Raw genomic sequence first — 23,421 nt, forward strand, 5'->3', positions numbered from 1 at the left:
AACTTCGCAATGGAGTTGGCCCGAGTTCGCTCGGGCCTTTTTAACAAATGACTAAAATCTATACCGCCATCGCCCTCAGCCTGATCCTAATTGCCAGCGCCGCAGGCTACTTCTTGCTGCAACAACAGCGCTTAGCAACACCCAATAATCAAGTCCTCAAAATCGCGCAAGAAATGGGCGCCAACCCGCAAAAACAAGAAGAAATAAATACACTCGCTCGCGCCGGCCATCCTTTAGCCATGCGCCTATTGGCCGATCAAGCCAAAGCAGACATCGCTAACTGGCCGCAAGCACTGGTGTGGTACCAAAAAGCTGCAGAAGCTGGCGACGACACCGCGCGTTTTGCAGCCGCAATGATGCATTTGCAAGGCCAAGGTGGTCGCGAAAACCCAGCACTAGCTCGCCAAGAATTCGCGCAACTCCCCAATATGCCGCGCGCCCAATATCGGCTTGGATTAATGCTGATTAACGGCCAAGGTGGTGCTGCCGATGTTGCCAAAGGCCAGCTGCTCATTACTACTGCAGCACAAGGGAATGACAAAATGGCACAGTTTTTACTCGCCAACTGGTATCGCAACGGCGAAGGCAATCAGCCTAAAGACGAGAAAAAAGCATTGCAGTACTTTGAAGCCGCCGCCAACCGCCAATATCCACCGGCAATGCAAGAGCTAGCCTTGGCTTACGAGGTGGGCGATTTAGGTTTAGAAATGGATTTAGGCCGCGCCCAAACCTTACGCAGCATGGCCGAGCATATTGCTAAATGTAAAGACGAACACGATGTGCTTGTAAAGCTTTTTTAAAGCTATTTGGTAGCATCAAGACTAAGGCATTCATTAATAATCATTTTTCAAAGTCAGCATCATGGCATTGCGGCACACACATGCCCATTCTTTTCGCGATGTATTTCTCAATCATTAACACGAATCAATTCAGTCATTCATAAAACTGAAATATGTTGAATCTTTTTATTTCAATACAGAACAATTTGATTGATTGCAGCAACTCAAATCGCATAAAATTCACGCGCAATTACTTACAATAAAAACAACCAAAGCCTTCTGTAAAATTTCAGAAGCTTAAATAAACAACAGGAAACCAGATGAATACATTTTCTAGCCAACAAAAACTGCTCGTTGTGCTTTTGGCCTCTGCGCTGAGTGCATGCGGTGGTGGCGGTAGTGACTCAAGTGTAAGCACGACCCCCGCAACGCCAGCGACACCAGCAGTACCAGTCGCTGTAAATGCCGGCAGCTTAAAAGGTTCTGTCGCGATTGGCAGTGCGTTGGCCAATGCCAAAGTCGAAGTGAAAGACGCCAAAGGCGTTATTGTTAGCACGAGCACCGATGCCAAAGGCGCTTATAGCCTATCTACTGCAGCACTCACCGCGCCGTTTATTATTCGCGTGACTGGCGGCACCGTCGTCACAACCGGCGCAGCCAATACCAGCGAATTGTATTCAAGCAGCGTATCGGGTGAAACCTCAGCCAATGTCAGCACCTTAACCACGTTGCTGATTGCACAAATGAGCCAGCAATTACCAGCCGATGCGTTTGCTAAATTTACCGATAGCAAGGCACTGCTCGCGGCCTTAAATGATAAAGCTAAAATTGATTTGGCCATCACCGCGCTGACTCAATATATTGCCAAAGAACTCGGCATTGATATCAGCAAAATTGGCAACCCAGTCACCGCCTCACTCGATCCCATCGCGAGCGGCAATGCTTATGATGCCTTGCTAGAAAAACTCAAAGAAGCCGACCCAAATATCATTAATAAAGCGATTGCAGTCGTCAAAGCGGGCGGCGGTACAGTCACAATCAATCCGGCAACCGAAACATTGGGCCAATGTATTGCCTCATTGTCTTTGCCTGCGGATCTAAAAATCGTTGACTCAACTGAGCCTGCTGCTGCCATCTATGAATGGAATGGCAATAAATCAGTCGATTGGACTGGTCAGCAAAAATTCCGTGAAGGCTGGTTTGGTGGGCTATTCAAAACGTATTACGGCAAAAACGCCAGCGAAGCTGAATTTAACGGCGAAAAAGTGCTGCGCCGTTTTGATGAAACCTATTTAAATGACGACTTAACGGGTTACGCAGTTAAGCAAACATATCCACAAAAATTTATCTTTAACTGGTACACCTCGCTCGACAGCAAATACCGTAAAGGCTGGCAAGAAGATACTTTTGATAAAGATAATAAGCTGACCGAATGGCATAAAAAGTTTGAGCAAACCGGCGCTCAAACAGACCACATTTATGACATCACTGCCACAGCGCCGCTTAAAACGAGCGTGAGCCGAAAATCATTGGGTAGCTGGTACTCTCCTGCCAATGTAGCGCGAACAGAAACCTTCACCGAAGAAGTCGTCTTCCTTGGGCGCGAAACCGTACCGACCTTGATGGGCAAGTTTGAAACATGCAAGTCGAAAAACACGACCAAACTGGTTCAAAAAGACGCCACAGGCAAAGTTACAGTCAAAGAAACTTGGACGACCAGCAAATGGCACGTGCCTAAACTGGGCTATGTAAAAAATGTAACGACCGATTCTGAAACTGATGAAAGCGGAAAAGTTGTCTATTACACCGATACGCGCACCTATGACATTATTGCCGCGCGTAATCATGGCAAACGTTATGGCGCCTATGACGTTTGGAGCGGTCGATTGACCGGCACTGGTTCATCGGCAACACCGGCCAGTTCAGCGTGTGATTACAATAATAAAGATGTGACGGTGGGCAATCATTGGCTGGTTGATACGGCAGCTAAAAAACTGCATTACTGGAATGGCACAGCGGTGGTCGATACCGCACTGAACTATCCGGGAACAACCGAATTTAAAGACTTCCGATCAGAAACCTATGCCAACGGCGGTAATGTTTGGTCACAAACTCTGATTTTTAATGCCGACAAAACAGCATTAACGGGTAGCTATACACGCAAAGAAACGCAAAAAACGCCGATCTCTTGCAGCGGAACACACCCATCAAGTATTAACGCCAGCAAAATATTTTAAGTCGTAAATATTAACTAGCGGCCACTTAGAACAAAGCCCCTGAGCTGCATTCAGGGGCTTTTTTCATGACGATGAGCCATTCGCAACGCTATTTTATCAATAGATCCGTCGTACCCATAACACAGTTGGCATTTCGCTTTTGGATCGATCCAGCAAAGCGCGGTGTTGCAGAAAAACTTTTCCAAAACGCGCGCCCATGTCGGCCCAGAAAAACTGGCTATTCACTGCCAACATCGCTTGCGGCACCTCAGAATCTTTGGGTAATTGATCAACTAATTCAGATACATTAGAGAAGTATTTGCTTCTACGCTTTGTTAACGCTTGCTCAGCGGCAGATACACTCAATTTTGGCACCCATGCGGCGAGCACTTCAGCCGAAACAAAATTCACATTCAGCGTAGTCGGCACGGGCAGCGCCACGATACTCGGCTCGATTTGCCGTACGATATCAATGCTAAAACCTTCAATTTGGTTCAGCTCATTCACATCCACCAGCGGCAAAATTTTGCTCTTATCATTCTCTTTTACCGCTTTCGATTGCAGGTGTTTGGCCAAGTTATCCGCCAAATTAGCAGGTAAGCCTAAGTTGCTGAGTAGTTTTTTAAACGCTGCCACGCCCAGTGGATTGAGTTGCCCGTCTTTATCCAGCAAATTGGCCAGATTAAAACGACCATTGAGCTCAGTAAGTCGACCACTCATTGCGCCATTTTCAATTTTAATTTCAGGAATCGGCACCGCCCAAGGTTTGAGTAAATGATCGGGCTGCCCCGCTCGTGCATCATCGCGCAAAGTGAGCCGCACCAATTGCAACACCGACCACGTCGCCGCGCGCGCCTCAGCAGTGTCTTTGCGAATTTCGAGCTGTTGCAGTGCACGTTGCTGGCGCAGCATCAGTAATCCAGCGACCGAGGCGACTAAGGCGGCGACCATCAGCGCGGCAATAATCGCGACACCCGCTTGTTTAGGGAAAATGAAAGTGGGCTTCATGGAATCAAAAATACCCTTTCGTATTCACCCAAATGCTGATCCACTGCGAGGCGAATGCGGATTGCACGCGGGCGGCTGGCAGCTTCGTTCCATTGCGGCCGCCATTGATTTTTACTATCTAGAAAATCAATTTCGCAGCGACTGAGGTTTTTTAATAATTCATGGCTAATCGCTAGCTCGCCTGCGGCGATATCCGGTTTAGGAAACAACTTTAAAATTAGGCTGCGCTGCCGACATTGATAAATCCCATGTAGCGGTGCGCGGTCGGCATCAAAGCGAATAAATTCCAAACCCACGCTCGCATCAGGATTGCTCACACTGCGTAGCGGCGGCTGGATTTTACCGCTTGCATCGGTCCATGGTCGTGGCACGAGTTGGCTTAAATCGCTTTCCATCCGCTCGAACGCCAGCGTTAATTCGCGCCAATACGCCGTTTCACTGACCACCGCCGTGCGCGTATCAATCACCATATTTACGCCACGATACGTAATCAGGCTCATGATGGCAAAAATCGCCAAAGCCACCAGCACTTCCAGCAGGGTAAAGCCGCAATGCTTTGATTGATTTTGAGTACGATATTTTTCAGAGAAAAGTACGTTTAAATCGCGACTCATGGCGTATCCACCCGAGCAGCATAATAAACTTGCAGTGCCAGTATATGCTCAGGGCGCTCAGCCACTGCGACGCTCAGCTCGATACGTCGAAAACTATAGTTCGGTGTTGGGCTCACATTCATGCTGTAAATAAACTGCTCACCGCCTTGCGTAACTTGCCCTTGCGTGGCTCCGGTTTCAGGAAAAGCGCGCATCGCCAATTGCTGATTGACCAAATTACTCGCCACCCAGCTCGCCAAAGTTCGGGTGCGATAGGTCATCAAGGTATCGGTAGAACCGATGACCAGTTTGGCGGCGGCGGCCAAGGTAATGCCCAGCACCGCCAGCGCGACCAGCACTTCAACCAAGGTAAACCCAAGCGATTTTCTCTGCATCAAGGCTGCGCCTCGACTTGCGATGACGGTTGAGCTTCTGCTTGCGACAACGGTTGGATCTGCGACACCGCAAAGCGCCCCATGACATCACCGCTAACGCGCCATTGCGTCTGGCTGCTTTGCAAGTGCACGATAAAAGGCTCGATGACGCCATCAGCAGGAAACAGGATTTTCTCGCCCAATGGGCGCGTCTGTTGATTAATACTTTGCGCCTTCACTTGCACGCCATCAGCAAGCTGAGTCGCACGCAGACCATCGCGGGCATTGAGCACTTCCCATTCTTGGCGCTCGTTTTTCTGCCAAAACTGATAACCCGCACCATCGCTGGTCCATGCTAACGCTCGACCACTGGCAATCGCCTCGTCGCGCGCGCTTTCAAATTGCAGCATCAAACGCTCCGCCGCCGCTTGCGCCCCATCGCCACGGTTAAAATGAAACACCGTAAAGCTAGTCGCAATCAAAATAATCGCCGTGACGACGAGGATTTCGAGCAGGGTGAAACCGGATTGTATACGCACTGAGCTATTCATAAGAAACACTGGATTTTGCGTAGCGAGAAGCGCAAAGACAAGGCATTGCGAGGAGAAAAACCGGAGTTTACATCAAGTAAAAGAGGATTTTTCCCCGCAGCAATAACGCAGGATTTGCGGTTCGTAGTAGCAAAAATTTTGCGTAGCGAGAAGCTCGAAGACAAGGCATTGCAAGCTAAAAAACCGGAGTTGGCATCAAGCCAATGAGGATTTTTTAGTGAAGTAATAACGCAGTATTCGAGCTTCGCAGTAGCAAAAATCATTACTGCCATGAACCGATCAGATTCTCTGGCTTATCACTACCCGCTTGACCTTCTGGGCCGTAGCTCAACACGTCAATCTCACCATGCGCACCGGGATTCAGATAAACATAATCCTGACCCCAAGGATCTTTCGGTGCTTTTTCCAGATAACCACCCGATTTCCAATTCATCGGCACAGGGTCGCTGGTTGGTTTTTGCACCAAGGCTTTCAGGCCTTGCTCGGTGGTTGGCAAGCGACCGTTATCGAGCTTATAAATTTTCAGCGCCGCCATAATCGCCGACACGTCTTGCTTAGCCGCGACAATTCGCGCTTCGTTCGGCCTATCCATAATCTTTGGCACAATCAGCGCGCCCAAAATCGCCAAAATCGACACGACCACCAAAATCTCAATTAAGGTAAAACCACGACTTTTTTTCACACAAACTCCATACAGGTATACAGATAGGAACTAATAAAAATAAGGATCACACTCATATACTGCCAACTATTCGCTAGCGAGCCAAAGTAGTTTGTTGTCGGCCGGAACACAGAAACCGGAATGTACTTATGTACATGAGGATTTCGAGTACCGCCCGACAGCAAAATACGCAGGCGCAGCAGCGAATTACTTCACCAACTGATTCATCTCGAACACCGGCAACAAAATCGCCAGCACAATCACCATCACCACAGCGCCCATCACGAGCACCATCAAGGGGCCGAGCAAGCTGGTGAAGGCGGTGACTTTGCGGTCGAGTTCTTTGGTTTGCTCAATCGATGCGCGATCGAGCATCAGCGCCAAGCGCCCTGTCGCTTCGCCGCTGGCGACCAGATGCAATAGCAGCGGCGGAAATTCATTCGCGCTTTTCATCGCACGCGCCAAGCTCACGCCTTCGCGTACTTCGGCTGCCACTTCACCCACCGCACTTTGTAATTTCAAATTGCTCATCACGCCTTCAGCAGCATCGAGCGATTTAAGCAGTGGCACACCGCTGCCGACCAAAATCGCCAAGGTGCTGGCAAAGCGTGCGGTATTGGCGAGGCGATCCAAATAGCCGAGGATCGGCCATGTTAAACGCCAAACATGAAAGCGCAATTTCAGCTCGGGCTTTTTTAACGCATAAAATCCAGCGACACTAGCAATCATCGCCGCCAGCAAGACCCAGCCACCGGCGCTTTTGATCGCCGCGCTCGTCCACAACAGCGCACGCGTGAGTAGCGGCAGCGTTTGTTTGGCTGATTCAAACACTTGCACCATTTGTGGCACCACCCACGTTAGCATGCCCAAAATCACCAAGGCCGACACAAACATCACCACGGCGGGATAAATAAACGCAATCGCAATTTTACTATTGAGCTCGCCACGCGCTTCCAAGTAGTCAGCCAAACGCTGCATCACGCCAGCGAGTTTGCCCGACTCTTCACCGGCTTTCACCAAGGTGCGGTACAGCATCGGGAATACACGCGGAAATTGCGCCATGCCGTTCGACAGCGGCATACCGGCCATCACGTCCGCACGCAATCCGGCCAAAACTTGGCGGGTTTTGTCTTGATCGGCTTGCTCGGCCAACACAACTAATAGCTCGTCTATCGTTAAACCCGCATCAAGCAGCGCCGAAAATTGCCGCGTTAGCGTTGCAAGATCTTGGCTGGATAATTTTAAGCGCGCAGCTTGGCCCACAGCGGCGGTGGATTCGCTCACACACGTCGCCAGCAAACCTTGCTCACGCAACAGGCTACGGGCGTGACGCGGTGAATCGGCGTCGATTTGGCCGGATGTCTCTTTTCCCCCGATCAAGGGAATAGCTTGGAAACGAAATGCAGTCACGGAAGGTCGCTTGAAAAGGCTGGCGGATAAATAAAAAACAAACAAACTCTGCGTTGCGGCATCTCGCCCTGCATAATTTGTGTCGTTACTTAGCCCGAAATTCTTAAAAAAAAATCAAAATAGCAGATGAATGCCATATTACAGTCATCTATATGTGATTCAATGCCGATGAATGATGAATATTTCGATGATATTACTATTGTTGATGTAAAATTTTCTACTTTCCCGTATGAGTTCGCTGCGAATATTTCACAGCATTGAATAAAAACGTCAATCTACCGCGCAGTTTACGCCGCAGAGATGACGATTATAAGTAATTAGATAAGCAAAAGTTTTCTTACATCGTTGTTTCCCGAGTCGTACTCGATGTACTGCCTGCGGCTTCGATGCCTTGCCATAAAACTTTTGCACGAGTACTTTATTCTGGGTACAAAATATTCCCGCATCGCTGCTGGAATATTTTTTTCTTCGTACTGAAACCACGTTCAGTTAAATAAAACTACACAGCGTTGCTGCCATTAGGACTATGTCTTTTTCTTTAAAACATCTCGCGCAAATCACCCAATATGGCGCAGTTGCACTTCTAATCTGGCTTGGCGCCGGGCTCGTTTGGCAATTACTGAGCCCCACCCCGCACAGCGCAGCATTGCGCTTAGCACAGGAAGCGCCCAAATCATTTAACCCTGATGCGGTACTGCGTTTATTTAAAAGCAGCACGACGACAACGGTTGCCAATGAAGCCGGCAGCTTAACATTAAAAGCACTGATTTCAGGCCACTCAGGGATTGCGATTATCGAAGGCCTTGAAGCCAGCGCTGTCGCGGTGAAAGTCGGTGGCGATCTCGGTCAATACGGCACACTGCTCGCGACAAATCGTGATCACATCGTGCTTGAGCATCAAGGCGTGCAAAGAAAAGTCTATTTACCGGCCTCTGCTGTGGCAAGTAGCAACAACGCCCCCATTACCGTTCAGCCAACGGCAGTCGCAGTATCCAATCCGGTATCACCGTCGATTACTTTAACGCGTGGCCAGTTAACTGGCATTTTACAAGGCGGCAATCTCGCCAATTGGAGCAAAGGGCTGAACACCAGCGCAGCAGGCGGAATTGTCGTTGAACAAGCCAGCCAGCAGCAATTGGCTCAAGTACTGCAATTGCGCGATGGCGATATTTTAAAAGCGATTAATGGCCGCCCGCTCAATAAGCTCGATGATTTATCCTTGCTGTATGGCGCATTTAGCCAACAAACTAATCTCACGTTGCAAATTCAACGCCAAGATCAACCTCAATCAATTAGCTACACTGTTAACCCATAAATCCATGAAAAAACTATTGATTGCCGCGCTGCTTTGCAGCCAAGTCGGTTTCATCAACCAAACCGCTTTTGCTGCTGACGATGCCAGCGAAAAAATCATGCTCAATTTCGTTAACTCCGATATTGAAACCACAATTAAAGCAATGAGCCTGATTACGGGTAAAAACTTTATTATTGATCCGCGCGTTAAAGGCACGATCAATATCGTTTCGACCCAACCCGTCGCCAAAGATCTGGTGTATCCGATTTTGCAATCAGCATTGCGCCAAGCCGGTTTTGCGACTGTGCAAAGCAACGGCGCAATCAAAATTCAGCCAGAAGCCGACAGCAAGACACTCAGCAATAAAACTTTGCTGCGCGGTGAAAATGCCAACGGCGAGCAAATCATTACGCAGATTTTTAATCTGAATAATGAAAGCGCCAATCAAATGGCGACGATGCTGCGTCCTTTGGCAACGCCCAATAGCCTGATTAGCGCCTATCAATCAGGCACCAGCAATACGCTGGTGATTACCGATTACGCCGATAATATTCGCCGCCTTTCGCGCATTATCGACAATATCGATCAACCCAAAAATACCGATGTTTTTACCATCAAACTAATCAACGCTTCGGCTTTAGATGTCGCGCAAAACATCGCTCGCCTAATGCCTGAAGTAACCGTACAAGCCGGTGGCGCGCCGATTCCGCCTGCCGATGGTGTACGCCGCTCGATTGTAGTACCTGATCCACGCGGCAATCGCTTAATGATCCGTGCACTGAATGCCGCACAAGCCAGCCAATTGCGCCAATTGGTGAAAAGCTTAGACGAAGCGGCAACGACCGATAGCGCGATTAATGTGGTTTATCTGCGTAATGCCGAAGCGAGCAAACTCGCGAGTACGCTCAAAGGCCTACTCACCGGCCAAGACAGTGCAGAAACACCAAGCACGAGCAGCAATACCAGCTCGACCAGCAGCAGCAATAATTCGATGCAAAGCACCGCAGCGCCCGCCACCAATACAGCGACCAACATCCAAATTGCGGGCGCATCGGTGCGGATTCAAGCTGATAGCACGACCAACTCACTGATCATCACCGCACCACAGAATATTTATAATAATTTACGCTCAGTGATTGAAAAACTCGATGTGCGCCGCTCACAAATTTACGTTGAAGCAATGATTGCCGAAGTGAATTTATCCAAGCTTTCTGAGTTTGGTTTTCAATGGCTAGTTGCAGGTGGTAACGATAAAGTCGGCGCTGGTGGCGTCAGCAATCTGAACCCTGGCGCTGGCGGCTTGGGCAATATTATCAGCAATATTTTAGCCAAAACCCCTGCGGGGATTCCTGCAGGCTTGACGATGGGTTTGTTTAATGGCGATCCACGTGACGGCAGCGCCTCGCTCGGCCTACTCGCCTCAGCACTGCAAAGTACCGGTAATGGCAATGTGCTCTCCACGCCTAATCTACTGATGCTGGATAACGAAGAAGCCAAAATCACCGTCGGCCAAAATATTCCGATTATTACTGGTTCACAAAATGGGACTGGCGCGAATGCCAATCCTTTTGTGTCGGTTGAACGTAAAGATGTCGGGATTAAACTGCGCGTTCGCCCGCAAGTCTCTGAGGGCGGCGTGATTACGCTGAATGTGTATCAAGAAGTCTCCAGCGTGGACACGTCTTTAAATACCAATGGCGCGGGCTTGGCGACCAAGGTGCGCACGATCGAAACCAAAGTGCTGGTCGATGATGGGCAAATTGTCGTGCTCGGTGGCTTGATCGAAGATCGCGTGACCAATAACGACAGCCAAGTACCCGGCTTGGGTGATCTGCCTTATTTGGGGCATTTATTTAGATACGAAAATCGCAAGTATGAAAAAGTTAACCTGATGATTTTCTTACGCCCTGTTGTGATTCGCGATGGCGCAGCCAATAGCCAATTGGCCGATGATAGATACCAATATCTACGCAAACAGCAAGGTGATTTCAAAGTGGGCGAGCACTGGTTCTTGCAAGATATGCCAAAGGTTCAGCTACCTGATCGCTTACCCGAAGCGGGTAAATCGGTTTATTCACCGCAGCCGAAAGCCAGCGCGCCAGCTGTAGCTCCTGCGCCCACTGCGACTCAACAATAAAAATATGACGATTGTTTCTTATAGTTATGCACGCGAGTTTGGCGTTTTTGATGGCGATACAGTCGATGACGTGACCGCAATCATCATGCGCCAAGGTGCAAGCATCGCTGCACTGGGCGAATTGCGCCGCAAAATGACTCACAGCCAATTGCACGTTTTAGCCAGCGATGCATTTGATGCCCGTCTCACGCAGCACTTCAACAACAGTCGTGATAGCAGCGCGATGAATATGGTCGACGATATCGAGGAATCGGCCGATCTAGCGCGCCTCGTGCAAGACATGCCCGAAGTGTCTGACTTGATGGAAGCGACTGAATCGTCGCCCGTCATTCGGCTGATTAATGCCATTTTCACCGAAGCGCTACGCGAAAATGCATCCGATATTCATATCGAACCGTTCGAAACGCGCTCCGTCGTGCGTTACCGCGTGGATGGCAGCTTGCGCGATGTGGTTGAGCCCAATCGTGCGCTGCATGCGGCGTTGGTATCGCGGCTCAAAGTGATGGCGGCGCTGGATATCGCCGAAAAACGCTTACCGCAAGACGGTCGTATTAATCTGCGCATCGCGGGTCGTCCCGTCGATATTCGTGTTTCGACCTTGCCCACTGGCCACGGCGAGCGCGCGGTGCTGCGTTTACTGGATAAATCCGCTGGACGTTTGCAACTGGCCAAACTCGGCATGGCGGAAAAAACGCTCAAGCCACTGAATCAATTGCTCGCGTCACCGCACGGCATTGTGCTGGTGACGGGGCCGACTGGCTCGGGGAAAACGACGACTTTATACGCGGCGCTGGGCAGCATGGATGCCAAAAACAGCAATATCATGACTGTGGAAGATCCAATCGAATACGATCTGGATGGCATCGGCCAAACCCAAGTTAATACGCGCATCGAGATGAGCTTTGCCCGCGCACTGCGCGCTATCCTGCGCCAAGATCCCGATGTGATTATGATCGGTGAAATCCGCGATTTAGAAACTGCGCAAATCGCCGTGCAAGCTTCGCTCACCGGCCATTTGGTACTCGCGACACTGCACACCAACGACGCCGCTAGCGCCATCACCCGTTTGGTCGATATGGGCATCGAGCCATTTTTGCTCGCATCATCGACGATAGGCGTGCTGGCACAGCGTTTGGTGCGTACGCTGTGTATCGAATGCAAACAAGGGTATATAGCTAGCAGCGATGAGCTAAAAGAGCTAGAGCTAAATACCCAAGAAAAAATTACTTTATATCGCGCCGTCGGTTGCCCGCATTGCGCGCAAACCGGCTATCGTGGCCGTACTGGGATTCATGAATTATTGGTCGTTGATGAAGCAATGCGCACGCAAATTCATAACGCGGCCAACGAGCAAGATATTCGCAGCTACGCGGAAAGTATCGGCATGAGTAGCTTACGCAAAGATGCACTTGCGCGTGTATTGGAAGGCAAAACCAGCGTCGAAGAAATGCTTAGAGTGACTCGTAGTCAGTAATATTTACGCGATATGAGGCAATTAACCATCAGTAGAATCATTGACTTGGCAGCCTAACTTTCATAACATCCACTTCAATTAGTAAGTTTTAAATAAAAAAACAATATCATTTAATCCAATTTTCAAATCGATCAAGTACATTCCCTTCACCGCCTAAGGATTCACCATGCGCTACCTATATATCGCTTTGATTGTTATTTTGACCGCTGCAGTCGTGCTATTTAAATTTCAAAATCTCACCGCAGTCACCATCACGTTTTTTAACCTGAGCTTGACCATGCCAGCATCGCTGCTCGTTTTTGCGGTCTACGCCTTAGGCATGGTGACCGGCGGCGCGCTCCTGTCGTTATTACGGACATGGATTAACCGAGCAACACGTAAACCGTACTAAACCCATCGGGTCAAAGCGTCTTTTTCATCATCACTATTTTTAGTGAACCGCAAGGAGTTGTATTTATGAGTAATTTTTGGGATGTATTTTGGCTCATCGCCGAAGCTTTTATTTTTATTGTTTATCTTTTCGTTCTATTTCATATCATTGCCGACTTGTTCCGCAACCATGAAATGTCGGGAATTAGAAAAGCATTCTGGATTATTGGTTTGATCCTGCCTGTGCCGTTTGTTGCTGTCATTTACATCTTGTGCCACGGCCGTGGCATGGCACAACGCCAACGCCAATCAATGGAACGCGTAAAATCAGATACTGATAATTACATCCGCCAAATCGCCGGCAAATCGCCAGCCGAACAAATCAGCGAAGCAAAAAGCTTGCTCGATGCAGGCACGATTACTGCGGATGAATTTGCTCAACTAAAAGCAAAAGCATTAGCCTAAACTCCTGACTTGAACGCCCCAAAAAAAGCCATCCGAATCGGATGGCTTTTTGTTGAAACATTCATTATTTAAAAAATCATCTACCTACCTTATGGCGACTCAGCATAACTACCTGCTGGCACTGGATTCGTATTAACGGGGCTAGATTAGAAATGCGCTACATCACCATCAACAAATAAATTCATTACAGAAGCACACTTAAAATTTACAAAAATTGCAAATAAACGTAAGTAAAAGTATCATCCACGCTAAGTATTACGTCACTAAGTATAAAAATACCAATTACTCAGGGGAATTAGCATGGCCGTAAAATCAACGTTTGTATTATTACTTGGCTCCACCTTGCTATTAGCCGCTTGTGGTGGTGGCGACAACGTTACTGCTGAAGCTAAGCAAGACATTCAGAAAATCATTGAATCAAATACCAAAACCATTTCATCGATCAACCCAAGTAATACTGATTTTAGTGATCTTGCTCCCTTTGGTGCCGCAGTGGGCAATGCGCGGATTGTATTTTTAACCGAATCCATTCATGGCTCGGGCGATACAATGCTACTCAACACGCGTTTACTAAAATACCTGCACCAAGAAAAAGGTTTTGATGCCATTTTGATCGAAAGCGGTATGTTTGATTTAAGTCGGATGGTTGAAATGAAAGCCGAGCTTGGTGTTTCCTATCTCGATTCTGCACCAGGACGTATCTTTTTTGATTGGTCCAGAAATGAAGAAGGCCGCAAGATGGTCGAATATCTTGACACGACTTATGCAAGTACCCGTCCTTTGCAGTTAATCGGTATTGATGGTTTACAAGCTGGTGAAGCCTCAGTCAATGAATTACAGCCACGTTTTGAAGATTATCTAAAATCAATTAGCTCAACGATCCCCCAATCCGCCAATTGGCCAACTTATAAAAAAGTGGTGAGTTTAATCGCCAATCTAAGCGATAAAACACCGCCAAGCAGCGCAGATTTAGCCACCTTCAAGCAAGTCAGCATGAGCTTAGAGGCGGCACTTTGCGATACCCCTTATGTTTCTGGTGAACTGCCGCTGAAATCAAAAAGCTATTGGTGCCGGATGACCAGAACCATCATGAATGAGACCGATTATTTGTGGAATAAAACTGGCGGCCTAGATCATATACCTCGGGATAAATCACAAGCAGCCAATGCACAATGGTGGTTGGAGGGGCCGCTCAAAGGGAAGAAAGCAGTGATCTGGACGCATGCAGCGCATGGTCTATCAGAGCGCGGCGCAATAGACGAAACCAACACGGGATCGGAAATGAAAAAGTATTACCCCGGTCAAATCCATACCACGCTCACCACGAATAGCTCCGCTTTCCGCTGCAAAACATGCCTACCAACGGCGCGTGATTTAGAGTTTTATCTACAGCCGAGTCAAAAACATTTGTATCTAGCCTATCCAAGCGACCCAGCCACACAAACGCTATTAAGTAGCCTTGCGATTCGCCAAACTAACTTTTCGCCAGTGATGCCGAATCACTTCAGCAAAGGTTACCAGAGTCTATTTTATACACCGAGTGTGGGCGTGTATTCGACCGATTGGGTGAAATATCCAGCAAAAGCTTGGCCTCAGAAATTAGTCAACTAATGAGCTAAGTCGATCAGTAAACGTATTTGCAGCCTTGTTTCGCCTTGTCATAAAACTTCTGCACGATTCACGATTACTTGTATGCAGCATCCAACAAAAAAGCCATCCGAATCGGATGGCTTTTTGTATTTCAGTGCGCCGTACAAATTTGCACCGCACGGCACAGGCAGATTAAAACTTAATCTGATACCCCTCACTTGTAGCTGGTACTTGCAATAACAGCGGTGCGAGTTGTTGGCGGACATTTTCTTCAGGCTTTAAATTAATCGTGCCATGCGCCGCGCCTTGCCACTGCAGCTCACCCTGTCCCGTTACGGCAATTGCACTTGCTCCGGCTGGCGTGACTTGCCATTTCGTCCCGCCATCGATCACATAAAATTGGACGCGCAGTGCTGTTAAGGGCATCAGCGCCGGAACCAGCTGGCTAAAAATAGGATCCAGCACCAGCTCGGCACTGTCGCCCACTTGCTTGGACAGCCGTGTACTGCGTAACTGCGCGCGGCCACCCAAACCCCAGTTTGCGACTTGTGGTATCGCGCGAAACACGCCTTCTAATGGCACAGTGACATCGACATTTTCCAAAGCGATACCGCGCCAGCCCAAAACTGCACGCGCTTGGCTAGCCGCTCCCTGCGCCTCACCACGCAACTGCCAAGCAAGCGTGCCAGCCAACACCGCTTTAGCATCAAACTGCCAGTTTAAATTTTGCTGTAATACCACGCCCTGCCAGCCCACAGCGCTGGCTTTGCCATCCCAAATACTGCCGCTCGCCTGCACCAAACTCACGTCTTTGGGCAAAATCCAATTCAGCGCACTCACTGGCATCCTAATCAGCAAGATCAGTACACAAGCAAAGAGCACCGCTGCCCCGATCGCAATCCGGCGTAAAAATGGTTTTTTCATGCTACTCATGGCCGCTCCAAAACAAGTAACAAGGCCACCGCTGCTGAATCTTGTTTAATCTGAATACTCGTTACTTTGGCTGCAACTTCGCCGCGCAACGCACTCGCCAGCTGCAAAGCCTCGCCCACCGACGCATGTGTGCTGCGTAATTCCAGCTGCGTAGGCGAAATGGAGCGCACATCGGCGCTGATTTTCTTGATCGACAAAGCAGCAAAGACCGCGCTGCGTAAATCGACGTCCTTACCCCGCACGCTTAACACTTCCGGCTTACTGCCACGCATCGCCAGCAAATGCCCTTCCAAACGCGGCACATTCACTGAAAGTCGCGCAATTTGCGTCGTCAACGGCGCGTAAATCCCAAAATATAAAATCGCGCACAGCACCGCCAACAGCCAAATACTCAGCATCTTGCGCTCACGCGGATTGCGTTGCTGCCAGTACTCGCGGCCCTGCTGTATCCAAGCTTGCATCTTTACGTTCATGGCTGCACCTCGATACTCATCCGGCCATCCGCCAATTTATTACTTTGCACTTTAACGCCTTGCGCGGTGAGTTTAGCCAGCAGCGCTGCCGCTTTAGCCTCATCCAGCAAAATCTGAACTTTGCCTTCTTTCACGCTGATGCTGTCCACACCGGCTTCCAAATCAATTTGCGCGGCCGTTTTATACAATAAATCCAATGCGTCTCCGCCTGAACCGCTCTGTGCTGCACCGGCATTCTGGCGGCTTTGCCATTGCAAGATTGGATCAACAATCGGCACGCCAGGAAAAATACTGGCAAAGGTTTGGCGAATTTCTTGGCGCAATGCCGATTCTTGATTAGCCAAGCTACGCCACTGCAACACTAAACTCAGTAAAAATACCGCCAAACAGACAATCAATAGGTATATCGCTCTACGCCAATCTAACCAATTGGTAGCGAGCAATACCTTCTTAGCTTGGTAAAAAGAAACCGCCTCTTTACTAGGCGCCTGCAATTGCGTGGTCGCCACACTCTGCCAGCTAGACTCAGGATACAGTGCGAGTAATTCCGTTTCACTCTCCAAGCAACCCCATTCGCTAGCCGTACGAAATAAAATGCCTGAGCTACTAGATGCATAAGTAGATTCACCGGGCAACAGCGCAAACTCAGGCACCCAGCGCACAAACGCCAAGCCTGATGCAGCAACCCACGCCTGCAATGCCGCCAAGCGCGTTTTTTCCAGCACCCAAACGGTGGTTTTACCCTCAACGATAGGGCCAGCCAGCCAGTGTAATTCACTCAATTTGCCCAGCACGCGATCTTCCAGCGCCTGCATGAGCAATAACTGCCGCTGCTTGCTCGATACCACAGGCAAAGCGATGCTGTGCACCGTCAGCCATGCCGCAGGAATCGCCAATTCCAGCACGCGTGCGGCAGGTAAAGCCACATCATGACCATGCGAAACCAGCGCACCGCTGGCATCAAAACCCAGCCAATCATAAATCTGCGGTTCTGCGCCCGCATTAATCCGAATGACCAAACGATCTAAGTAATCTTGATCTAGCCAAATTGGGTCTAGCCTATCCGACATGAAAACCTCAAAAAAAGACGACACCCCCAGAGCGCCGCAAGATCTGCAATTGTACTTAACTTTAGTCAGGCAGCGGCTTTTACTGTACTCAACTCAAGCACAGCCTTCATCAGGCGAAACAATTTGCTGTATTGCCTTTAGCTTGGGCTGAAAATTACGATTTTTATTTCATTACACCCCCTCAAGGAGGGCAAAGGGTAGGTGATTAAAATGAAAGTTGATTGACAAATTAATGACAATTTAAAGACATAAAAATTAGTGCTATTAAAACAGTGATTTAAGTACAAGCAGTGATAAACATTGAACAGCTCTCTCAATTATTTTCATCATTTTTTTCAAAATAAATGGGTATAAGGCGATAAGCCTTTGCTATGAATAGCCCCAAACCAATACGTGCAATAGGTATTTTCAAGCAAGCCAATCGCACGATACTTAAAAAAATCATAGGTAGCACTTTGTTCAGCACATCTTGCTGACTCAGCCTCAGTATAAAAACCGATTTTCAGTCACATCAATGACATTATTTTATGTGTGGCCACAAATACAAAATTGTAAAACAGCCGATGCTTATCTACGTTGAGAGGAGAGCCTTATTTCGCTCTAAAAATAATCAATAAGGCCGACCTATGCCTAAAACTGATCCATTCAAGCTATTGCTCATTCTGCTGCTGTGCTGTGCCACGGAATTAACTCGTGCCGATGAGAATGTAGTTAGCCAAGCATTTGGCGAAAACACGCCCGATTTTTTATCCGGCATGAATACACACAACGATTGGCGAACGTGGATTACCACGCCGGTATGGACGCGTCATTACAATCGCGAAATGGCCAATCATGGTGAACTCTCTGAAAATAATCCAGGAATAGGCCTCGAGCGCAGCAATGGGCGCTGGCATTGGATGCTGGGCGGCTACCGCAATTCAATTCGGCAAACTTCGCTGTATGTGCAACTGGCTTGGACGCCGCTGCAATGGGAATTTTGTAAAGATGGAAATCTGTCGTTGGGCGCTACAGCGGGTTTACTCACGGGATACCAAACAGAAAAAAATAATTACCCCGTCATTCCCGCCGCTGGATTGTTGATTTCGCTAGAAACGCCCTATCACTTTGGGGTGAATTTGGTGATTGTGCCGACGATTAAATCCGTTGATTTAGAGGGATTTGTCGCGGCACAAATCAAAATCAGCTTTTAAGAAACAGTCTTAATATGCCGTGCAATCCAAATCGCCGCCAATCCAGCCATGCAGCTGAGCACACCAATCCAGCCGTAATGATGCAAATGCCCTTGCGCATCTTGCGTCAGCATCAAACCCGCCAATAAAGAAGCTGCACCCGATGCAAAGTTTTGCACCGCTGAATTAAACGCCATCAATCGGCCACGCAAATGCGGCTGCGTCGCCGCAGTCACTAACGTTGAAGCGGGAATAAAGCGGCCACTAACAAACACAAAAAACAAAGCCGAGATCGCCAAATGCCAAGGCAGGCTCAGCATAAAATTTTGCGTAATTAAGATAATCGGCACAAAGCTCGCAATCACCAACCATGCAACGACTTTTTTCGCCGAGTATTTATCCGTCAGGCTACCAATCAAAGGGCGGCTAAAAATAGTCGCCGCGCCGCCCACCAAATACACATACATTAAATCACTGACTGGCAAACCCACATTGGCGACCATCGTGGGCGCAATAAATGGAATCACCATAAAGCCCGACACCATCAGCATCGCCGTCGAACCGACCGCCCACCAATGATTGCGCACCTGCAACAGCTCGCGGTAGCTATCCACAAAGCTTGCATCGCGGTTCAACGTCGCCAAATGCGCGCGAACTGGCGGAATAAAGCGCACCATCGCCACCGCCACTAAAGCGCAAATTCCCGTCAATGCGAAAAACGGCATCCGCCAACCACTTTGCGCCGCCAACCATAAACCCAACGGCACACCCGCGACGGCTGAAATCGAGAAACCCAACATCACCCAGCTCATCGCCTGACCACGGCGCTCAACTGGAATCAAATCCCCAACAATTGCCAGCGCAATCGAACCAATCACACCACCAAAAATCCCTGCCAATACACGCGCGGCCAGTAGCGTATAAAAACTATTACTTAAACCACAAGCCAACGTTGCCAACATGAGTCCGGCGTAGCAAAACAGCAAAGCATGGCGACGATCAAAGCGATCCGCTTGTGATGAAGCCAACAGCGCCGAACAACCCGCAGCCAATGAATACGAAGAAACTAATAAACCAAAATGGGCGGTATTAATCTGAAATTCGGCCATTAAATATGATGCCAGCGGCATCATAATCATGAAATCGGCGATGGTGGTGAACATCACCAGCATCAAGGTAATGAGCATGGCGAATTCTTGGCGGGAGGAGGATGACATAGCAAAACCTTGCAAAAGGTAATTCAATAGTCTACCCGAATTGATTCTTATTACAATGTAGAATTATACAAAATGGGTATTGCTGCCTAGGCTTTAATTTATAAAGACTAGACAGCAATACCCATTGTATTTTCTAACACTCAAACCACGAAGGCACTAATTTAAATCAAAGCACGATACAAATTAAATAAGCTCAATACTGAAATCAAAGTGCCGACCAACCACAGCAAAGTGCGCGCATTGAGTTTGTGGCACAGCCATGCAGCGAATGGCGCGGCGAATAAGCCGCCGACGATCAAGCCCGCCACCAACAGCCAGTGATCCATTTTTGCCCACAGCAAAAACGCCCCGGCGGTCGAAAACGCAATGAAAAACTCAGCCGCATTGACAGTACCGATGGTTTTGCGCGGATCATTGCCACGCCCGACTAAGGTCGACGTCACCACGGGCCCCCAGCCGCCGCCGCCGACTGCATCGACAAAACCACCGAGTAATGCCAACGGCGCGACGTGTTTGATTTCATTTGAATGCGGCTTAGGATGTGTTGCCAGCCACGCTTTGCGCAGAATATATAAACCCATCAGCAATAAATAAGCCGCAATAAAAGGCTTGATCAACTTGCCATCAATACTGGTCAGCAAATAGGCACCGACCACGCCCCCCGCCACACCAGGAAACACCAAACGCTTAAACAGCGCTTTATCCACGTTGCCAAATTTCAAATGCGACAGGCCAGAAAAACCCGTCGTAAACACTTCGGCCACGTGCACCGCCGCCGACGCAGACGCTGGGCTCGCGCCAATGCCAATCAAAAACGTATTCGAGCTAATTCCGTAAGCCATACCTAGCGCGCCATCAATCGCCTGCGCCGTGAACCCTACCGCGACGGCCAACCAAAACATTGGCGAGGTCAGTACATAATGCGCACCAGTCAAAATACGCTGTGGCATTGGCTCAGGTAGATTTTGAAAGGCATACGCAATGATCGTCACCAAGACCAATAGCGCCAAGCCAAGATAGCGTTTGCGTTGCCAAAATTGCCGCTCGCTCCCCACCGCCTCATCGAGCGGAGGAATGCCTATGGCTTGATGCTCAATATTTTCTTGGGATGAGCTTAAATCGGGATGGCGAATTTTCATGGCAACAACCAAAAACAAAATTAAGCCCAAAGTGTAAGCGAAGTTTTAATACCTAAATAGACTAATTTATAAATAACAAATAACCATTAGTTCTATAAAAAAAACCGAGCTAAGCTCGGTTTTCTATTGATGCCACTCAAACCTTACGCCTTGGGCGTATCGTCCCCCGAAACCGCCTGCTTCACGCTGGCAATCCCCTGTTCAACACGCTCACCCGCCTTTTCAGCCAATTCACTGGCTTTCAATGAAGCTTGATCCGCTGCAATCAGCGCTTTATCACCCAGCTCGCTGGCTTTAAAAACTGCCTGATCAGCCGCTTGACCGGCTTTATCGGCCAACTCTGCCGCTTTTGCTGCCGCCTGATCCGCAACTTCAGCCGCAGTTTGCTTCGTTGCATCCCAAGCTTGATCCGCTGCAATCGTTGCTTTATCGCCCAACTCACCCGCTTTTAGCACTGCCTGATCAGCAGCTTGACCTGCTTTATCAGCGAGCTCGGCGGCTTTTAATGCAGCTTGATCAGCCACTGATTCGGCTTTTGCAGCCACTTCGGCGGCGGTTTGTTTCGTCGCATCCCAAGCCTGATCGGCAGCAATCGCAGCTTTATCACCTAACTCACCCGCCTTAAACGCCACCTGATCGGCGACTTGGCCCGCTTTATCTGCCAGCTCAGCCGCTTTGGCTGCAGCTTGCTCGGCTGCCGCCTCTACAGTTTGCTCTGCGGCGCCAAAAAGTTCTTTTACTTTGTCGAAAATACCGGTCATTGGACTGCTCCATGAAATCAAGAAAAAAAACTTACTTACAATCAAAGCTAAATAGCCATGACGAGCCTAACACACAAAAGCAGGCTACTCCGACATGGCCCGCTAAAGTTAAAACACGCTGAATATATAGAGATTCTGCTTGCCCTTAACATTGTGTTTTTATCCACACGCAAACAAAAAAATTACTTGCAGCGAAGTGCTTTTAGGTATTTAATTTCTGTAATAACAGAAACAAAGGAATAACAATGAAGCTCAGCCCAACCATGCAGAAATACATCGTTCATTGGGGCGAAATGGGGACGCGTTGGGGCGTGAATCGCACCGTGGCACAAATCCACGCGCTGCTATTTTTAGCCAACAATCCAATGACCGCTGACGAGATTATGGAAACACTGAACGTGGCTAGATCAAATGTTAGCAATAGCCTCAAAGAGCTGCAAAGCTGGGGTTTGGTCAAAGTACAGCATGAACTGGGCGACCGCCGTGATCACTTTGTAGCGCTGCAAGATGTGTGGGAAATTTTCCGCGTTATCACTGAAGAACGCAAAAAACGCGAGCTTGATCCAACGCTAACAGTCCTACGCGAATGCGCGATTGAAGCTGAAACGGATACCGAAATCGAAGCGGCAACGCGCGAGAAAATGGATCAAGTGTTGGAATTCTTAGAAGTATTGCTATCAGGCTACGACGATTTTAAAAAGCTACCGCCGAGCACAGTGATTAAATTACTCAAAATGGGCAGCAAACTGGGTCAATTGGCTTCTTTATTTGGTAAGGAAGATGTTTAGGTTTTAATGGTAATGCCAAACAAATAAAAAATTTCAAACCCTAAAAAAACGCTGAGCTTCAAGCGCTTACATCACAGCATCAAACATCGATTTTTCGCTTTAAACCAAGGAGATAATCATGCCACGCTACGAGATTTTTTTTGATAATGCCTGCCCTATGTGCCGCTTTGAAGTGATGCGCCTACTGCGCTTAGACAGGAAAAATTGCTTCACCGCCATAGATATTAGCGCGCCGAAATTTGATGCGAGTACCTATGGGTATGGGCTGGAAATGGCGCAGATGCAGCGCTTGCTGCATATACGTCGCGATGATGGCGTGATGCTAATCGGCGTTGATGCGATTGCGGCGCTGTACCGCAGCATAGGTAGCGGCTGGTGGACTGGGCCGCTCACTTGGAAAATCACTCGCCCAGCGGCTACACAGCTGTATGCGTGGATTGCACAACATCGTTATCGCATCAGCGCCCTACTCGGCTTTGCGCCGCGTTGCAAAGACGGTGTCTGCAAAATGTAAACATTTGCCCATTTGTTTCTGTTTTAACAGAAATAAAAGTAAACTATCAACAAGGAAGAAAATCATGTCTGCGCTCTCTTACTTTATTACTGTTCTGACTCTCAGCCTGATTAGTAGCGGCGTGTTTATTTGCTGGCAACAAGCGGCGATTGGCCAGTTACTTGATGAAAGCTGCCCCGGCAGCGGCGCTGCATTACTGGCGGCACACACTTGCGGCGTTGCAACTCTTAATCCCGATGCTCTTGGTGCTCGTTTTTGCCAGCCACTTTGACGGCAATATCGTCGATTCGCTGCGTACTGCAATGATTTGGCTGCTATTGGGGCATTTAGTCGCGGTGATGTCGATTGCCAATATTGTCTGGAAACGCTTGGTGCCACCGCCTGAAGTCGCAACAGACACTGTGCAGCCACATAACGTCATCGCTTAGGAATC

Annotated in this window: 25 protein-coding genes; 12 read left to right on the forward strand and 13 right to left on the reverse strand. The window is 48.7% G+C overall.

Annotated features, from left to right (window positions below):
* Positions 1–47: 47 nt before the first annotated feature.
* Together Q320_RS20965 and Q320_RS0113230 are read left to right on the forward strand one after the other, a co-directional pair.
* A complete protein-coding gene (locus Q320_RS20965; RefSeq protein WP_051534735.1) occupies positions 48–800 on the forward strand; it encodes a tetratricopeptide repeat protein in 753 nt (250 codons plus the stop codon).
* A gap of 299 nt (positions 801–1,099) precedes the next feature.
* A complete protein-coding gene (locus tag Q320_RS0113230; protein ID WP_027469396.1) occupies positions 1,100–3,016 on the forward strand; it encodes a carboxypeptidase-like regulatory domain-containing protein in 1,917 nt (638 codons plus the stop codon).
* A gap of 96 nt (positions 3,017–3,112) precedes the next feature.
* On the opposite strand, the gene gspK is transcribed toward Q320_RS0113230, so the two are convergent.
* The 7 genes from gspK to gspF all read right to left on the reverse strand — a co-directional run bounded on the left by gspK (position 3,113) and on the right by gspF (position 7,592).
* Positions 3,113–4,003 carry a type II secretion system minor pseudopilin GspK gene (gene gspK / locus Q320_RS0113235; RefSeq protein WP_027469397.1) on the reverse strand — a complete coding sequence of 297 codons (891 nt, stop codon included), beginning with the start codon at positions 4,001–4,003 and terminating at the stop codon, positions 3,113–3,115.
* Entirely contained in the window at positions 4,000–4,617 is a 618-nt protein-coding gene (gene gspJ, locus Q320_RS0113240; protein WP_027469398.1) for a type II secretion system minor pseudopilin GspJ, read from the reverse strand. The genes gspK and gspJ overlap by 4 nt, the downstream gene beginning before the upstream one ends.
* The gene (gene gspI / locus Q320_RS0113245; protein ID WP_035853730.1) at positions 4,614–4,991 is read right to left on the reverse strand and encodes a type II secretion system minor pseudopilin GspI; all 378 of its coding nucleotides are present in this window, start codon (positions 4,989–4,991) and stop codon (positions 4,614–4,616) included. Before gspI ends, gspJ begins: the two co-directional genes overlap by 4 nt.
* Complete coding sequence (locus Q320_RS20970; RefSeq protein ID WP_169734461.1) at positions 4,991–5,509, reverse strand: GspH/FimT family pseudopilin; 519 nt, start codon at positions 5,507–5,509, stop codon at positions 4,991–4,993. Before Q320_RS20970 ends, gspI begins: the two co-directional genes overlap by 1 nt.
* Positions 5,510–5,517: 8 nt before the next feature.
* Positions 5,518–5,793, reverse strand: a complete 276-nt coding sequence (locus Q320_RS0113255; RefSeq protein WP_156939067.1) for a hypothetical protein — start codon at positions 5,791–5,793, stop codon at positions 5,518–5,520.
* On the reverse strand, positions 5,784–6,203 hold the full coding sequence (gene gspG, locus Q320_RS0113260; RefSeq protein ID WP_051534737.1) for a type II secretion system major pseudopilin GspG: 420 nt from the start codon (positions 6,201–6,203) through the stop codon (positions 5,784–5,786). The genes Q320_RS0113255 and gspG overlap by 10 nt, the downstream gene beginning before the upstream one ends.
* 186 nt (positions 6,204–6,389) lie before the next feature.
* A complete protein-coding gene (gspF, locus tag Q320_RS0113265; RefSeq protein WP_027469402.1) occupies positions 6,390–7,592 on the reverse strand; it encodes a type II secretion system inner membrane protein GspF in 1,203 nt (400 codons plus the stop codon).
* A gap of 526 nt (positions 7,593–8,118) precedes the next feature.
* Here gspF and Q320_RS21745 point away from each other — a divergent pair.
* The 6 genes from Q320_RS21745 (at position 8,119) to Q320_RS0113295 (ending at position 14,942) form a co-directional block, all read left to right on the forward strand.
* Positions 8,119–8,907 (forward strand): hypothetical protein, encoded by a 789-nt coding sequence (locus Q320_RS21745; protein WP_027469403.1) that lies wholly within the window; start codon positions 8,119–8,121, stop codon positions 8,905–8,907.
* Between the two features lie 4 nt (positions 8,908–8,911).
* Entirely contained in the window at positions 8,912–11,023 is a 2,112-nt protein-coding gene (gspD, locus tag Q320_RS19855; protein WP_051534738.1) for a type II secretion system secretin GspD, read from the forward strand.
* A gap of 4 nt (positions 11,024–11,027) precedes the next feature.
* Positions 11,028–12,497: a type II secretion system ATPase GspE gene (gene gspE, locus Q320_RS0113280; protein WP_035853732.1), complete on the forward strand. Its 1,470-nt coding sequence runs from the start codon at positions 11,028–11,030 to the stop codon at positions 12,495–12,497.
* A gap of 166 nt (positions 12,498–12,663) precedes the next feature.
* Positions 12,664–12,888 carry a LapA family protein gene (locus tag Q320_RS0113285; RefSeq protein WP_027469405.1) on the forward strand — a complete coding sequence of 75 codons (225 nt, stop codon included), beginning with the start codon at positions 12,664–12,666 and terminating at the stop codon, positions 12,886–12,888.
* 65 nt (positions 12,889–12,953) lie between these two features.
* The gene (locus Q320_RS0113290) at positions 12,954–13,331 is read left to right on the forward strand and encodes an SHOCT domain-containing protein (protein WP_027469406.1); all 378 of its coding nucleotides are present in this window, start codon (positions 12,954–12,956) and stop codon (positions 13,329–13,331) included.
* A gap of 300 nt (positions 13,332–13,631) precedes the next feature.
* Positions 13,632–14,942 (forward strand): erythromycin esterase family protein, encoded by a 1,311-nt coding sequence (locus Q320_RS0113295; RefSeq protein WP_027469407.1) that lies wholly within the window; start codon positions 13,632–13,634, stop codon positions 14,940–14,942.
* Positions 14,943–15,113: 171 nt separating this feature from the next.
* On the opposite strand, the gene gspN is transcribed toward Q320_RS0113295, so the two are convergent.
* The 3 genes from gspN to gspL are packed head-to-tail and all read right to left on the reverse strand — an operon-like array spanning position 15,114 to position 17,397.
* Complete coding sequence (gene gspN / locus Q320_RS0113300) at positions 15,114–15,854, reverse strand: type II secretion system protein N (protein ID WP_027469408.1); 741 nt, start codon at positions 15,852–15,854, stop codon at positions 15,114–15,116.
* Positions 15,851–16,327: a type II secretion system protein M gene (locus Q320_RS0113305; RefSeq protein WP_035853735.1), complete on the reverse strand. Its 477-nt coding sequence runs from the start codon at positions 16,325–16,327 to the stop codon at positions 15,851–15,853. The genes gspN and Q320_RS0113305 overlap by 4 nt, the downstream gene beginning before the upstream one ends.
* Positions 16,324–17,397 (reverse strand): type II secretion system protein GspL, encoded by a 1,074-nt coding sequence (gene gspL, locus Q320_RS0113310; protein WP_027469410.1) that lies wholly within the window; start codon positions 17,395–17,397, stop codon positions 16,324–16,326. Before gspL ends, Q320_RS0113305 begins: the two co-directional genes overlap by 4 nt.
* 626 nt (positions 17,398–18,023) lie before the next feature.
* Between gspL and Q320_RS0113315 the strand changes: the two genes are divergently transcribed.
* Positions 18,024–18,590 (forward strand): hypothetical protein, encoded by a 567-nt coding sequence (locus Q320_RS0113315; protein ID WP_027469411.1) that lies wholly within the window; start codon positions 18,024–18,026, stop codon positions 18,588–18,590.
* On the opposite strand, the gene Q320_RS0113320 is transcribed toward Q320_RS0113315, so the two are convergent.
* From Q320_RS0113320 to Q320_RS19860, 3 genes are all read right to left on the reverse strand, one after another.
* Complete coding sequence (locus Q320_RS0113320) at positions 18,587–19,786, reverse strand: MFS transporter (protein ID WP_027469412.1); 1,200 nt, start codon at positions 19,784–19,786, stop codon at positions 18,587–18,589. The two genes, Q320_RS0113315 and Q320_RS0113320, sit on opposite strands and share 4 nt — an antisense overlap.
* Positions 19,787–19,947: 161 nt before the next feature.
* Entirely contained in the window at positions 19,948–20,925 is a 978-nt protein-coding gene (locus Q320_RS0113325; protein ID WP_027469413.1) for a sulfite exporter TauE/SafE family protein, read from the reverse strand.
* A 143-nt stretch (positions 20,926–21,068) separates the two neighbouring features.
* Entirely contained in the window at positions 21,069–21,686 is a 618-nt protein-coding gene (locus tag Q320_RS19860) for a hypothetical protein (protein ID WP_051534740.1), read from the reverse strand.
* Positions 21,687–21,931: 245 nt separating this feature from the next.
* On the opposite strand from Q320_RS19860, the gene Q320_RS0113340 reads away from it, so the two are divergent.
* The 3 genes from Q320_RS0113340 to Q320_RS0113350 all read left to right on the forward strand — a co-directional run bounded on the left by Q320_RS0113340 (position 21,932) and on the right by Q320_RS0113350 (position 23,416).
* The gene (locus Q320_RS0113340) at positions 21,932–22,474 is read left to right on the forward strand and encodes a GbsR/MarR family transcriptional regulator (RefSeq protein ID WP_027469414.1); all 543 of its coding nucleotides are present in this window, start codon (positions 21,932–21,934) and stop codon (positions 22,472–22,474) included.
* Positions 22,475–22,592: 118 nt separating this feature from the next.
* The gene (locus Q320_RS19865) at positions 22,593–22,988 is read left to right on the forward strand and encodes a thiol-disulfide oxidoreductase DCC family protein (protein WP_035853737.1); all 396 of its coding nucleotides are present in this window, start codon (positions 22,593–22,595) and stop codon (positions 22,986–22,988) included.
* 164 nt (positions 22,989–23,152) lie between these two features.
* Positions 23,153–23,416, forward strand: coding sequence for a hypothetical protein (locus Q320_RS0113350; RefSeq protein ID WP_027469415.1), 264 nt, complete (start codon positions 23,153–23,155; stop codon positions 23,414–23,416).
* Positions 23,417–23,421: the final 5 nt, after the last annotated feature.

Origin of the sequence: Deefgea rivuli DSM 18356, from assembly GCF_000620145.1 — a bacterium.
Lineage (GTDB): Bacteria > Pseudomonadota > Gammaproteobacteria > Burkholderiales > Chitinibacteraceae > Deefgea > Deefgea rivuli.

Coding starts and splice junctions, on each gene's coding strand:
- Q320_RS0113320 (WP_027469412.1), bottom strand. CDS start 19,786: ATGTCATCCTCCTCCCGCCAAGAATTCGCCATGCTCATTACCTTGATG.
- Q320_RS0113295 (WP_027469407.1), top strand. CDS start 13,632: ATGGCCGTAAAATCAACGTTTGTATTATTACTTGGCTCCACCTTGCTA.
- Q320_RS0113325 (WP_027469413.1), bottom strand. CDS start 20,925: ATGAAAATTCGCCATCCCGATTTAAGCTCATCCCAAGAAAATATTGAG.
- Q320_RS0113290 (WP_027469406.1), top strand. CDS start 12,954: ATGAGTAATTTTTGGGATGTATTTTGGCTCATCGCCGAAGCTTTTATT.
- Q320_RS0113255 (WP_156939067.1), bottom strand. CDS start 5,793: ATGGCAGTAATGATTTTTGCTACTGCGAAGCTCGAATACTGCGTTATT.
- Q320_RS0113315 (WP_027469411.1), top strand. CDS start 18,024: ATGCCTAAAACTGATCCATTCAAGCTATTGCTCATTCTGCTGCTGTGC.
- Q320_RS19865 (WP_035853737.1), top strand. CDS start 22,593: ATGCCACGCTACGAGATTTTTTTTGATAATGCCTGCCCTATGTGCCGC.
- Q320_RS20965 (WP_051534735.1), top strand. CDS start 48: ATGACTAAAATCTATACCGCCATCGCCCTCAGCCTGATCCTAATTGCC.
- gspI (WP_035853730.1), bottom strand. CDS start 4,991: ATGCAGAGAAAATCGCTTGGGTTTACCTTGGTTGAAGTGCTGGTCGCG.
- Q320_RS0113350 (WP_027469415.1), top strand. CDS start 23,153: ATGAAAGCTGCCCCGGCAGCGGCGCTGCATTACTGGCGGCACACACTT.
- Q320_RS19860 (WP_051534740.1), bottom strand. CDS start 21,686: ATGACCGGTATTTTCGACAAAGTAAAAGAACTTTTTGGCGCCGCAGAG.
- Q320_RS0113230 (WP_027469396.1), top strand. CDS start 1,100: ATGAATACATTTTCTAGCCAACAAAAACTGCTCGTTGTGCTTTTGGCC.
- Q320_RS0113340 (WP_027469414.1), top strand. CDS start 21,932: ATGAAGCTCAGCCCAACCATGCAGAAATACATCGTTCATTGGGGCGAA.
- Q320_RS21745 (WP_027469403.1), top strand. CDS start 8,119: ATGTCTTTTTCTTTAAAACATCTCGCGCAAATCACCCAATATGGCGCA.
- gspD (WP_051534738.1), top strand. CDS start 8,912: ATGAAAAAACTATTGATTGCCGCGCTGCTTTGCAGCCAAGTCGGTTTC.
- gspJ (WP_027469398.1), bottom strand. CDS start 4,617: ATGAGTCGCGATTTAAACGTACTTTTCTCTGAAAAATATCGTACTCAA.
- Q320_RS0113285 (WP_027469405.1), top strand. CDS start 12,664: ATGCGCTACCTATATATCGCTTTGATTGTTATTTTGACCGCTGCAGTC.
- gspE (WP_035853732.1), top strand. CDS start 11,028: ATGACGATTGTTTCTTATAGTTATGCACGCGAGTTTGGCGTTTTTGAT.
- Q320_RS0113305 (WP_035853735.1), bottom strand. CDS start 16,327: ATGAACGTAAAGATGCAAGCTTGGATACAGCAGGGCCGCGAGTACTGG.
- gspN (WP_027469408.1), bottom strand. CDS start 15,854: ATGAGTAGCATGAAAAAACCATTTTTACGCCGGATTGCGATCGGGGCA.
- gspK (WP_027469397.1), bottom strand. CDS start 4,003: ATGAAGCCCACTTTCATTTTCCCTAAACAAGCGGGTGTCGCGATTATT.
- gspL (WP_027469410.1), bottom strand. CDS start 17,397: ATGTCGGATAGGCTAGACCCAATTTGGCTAGATCAAGATTACTTAGAT.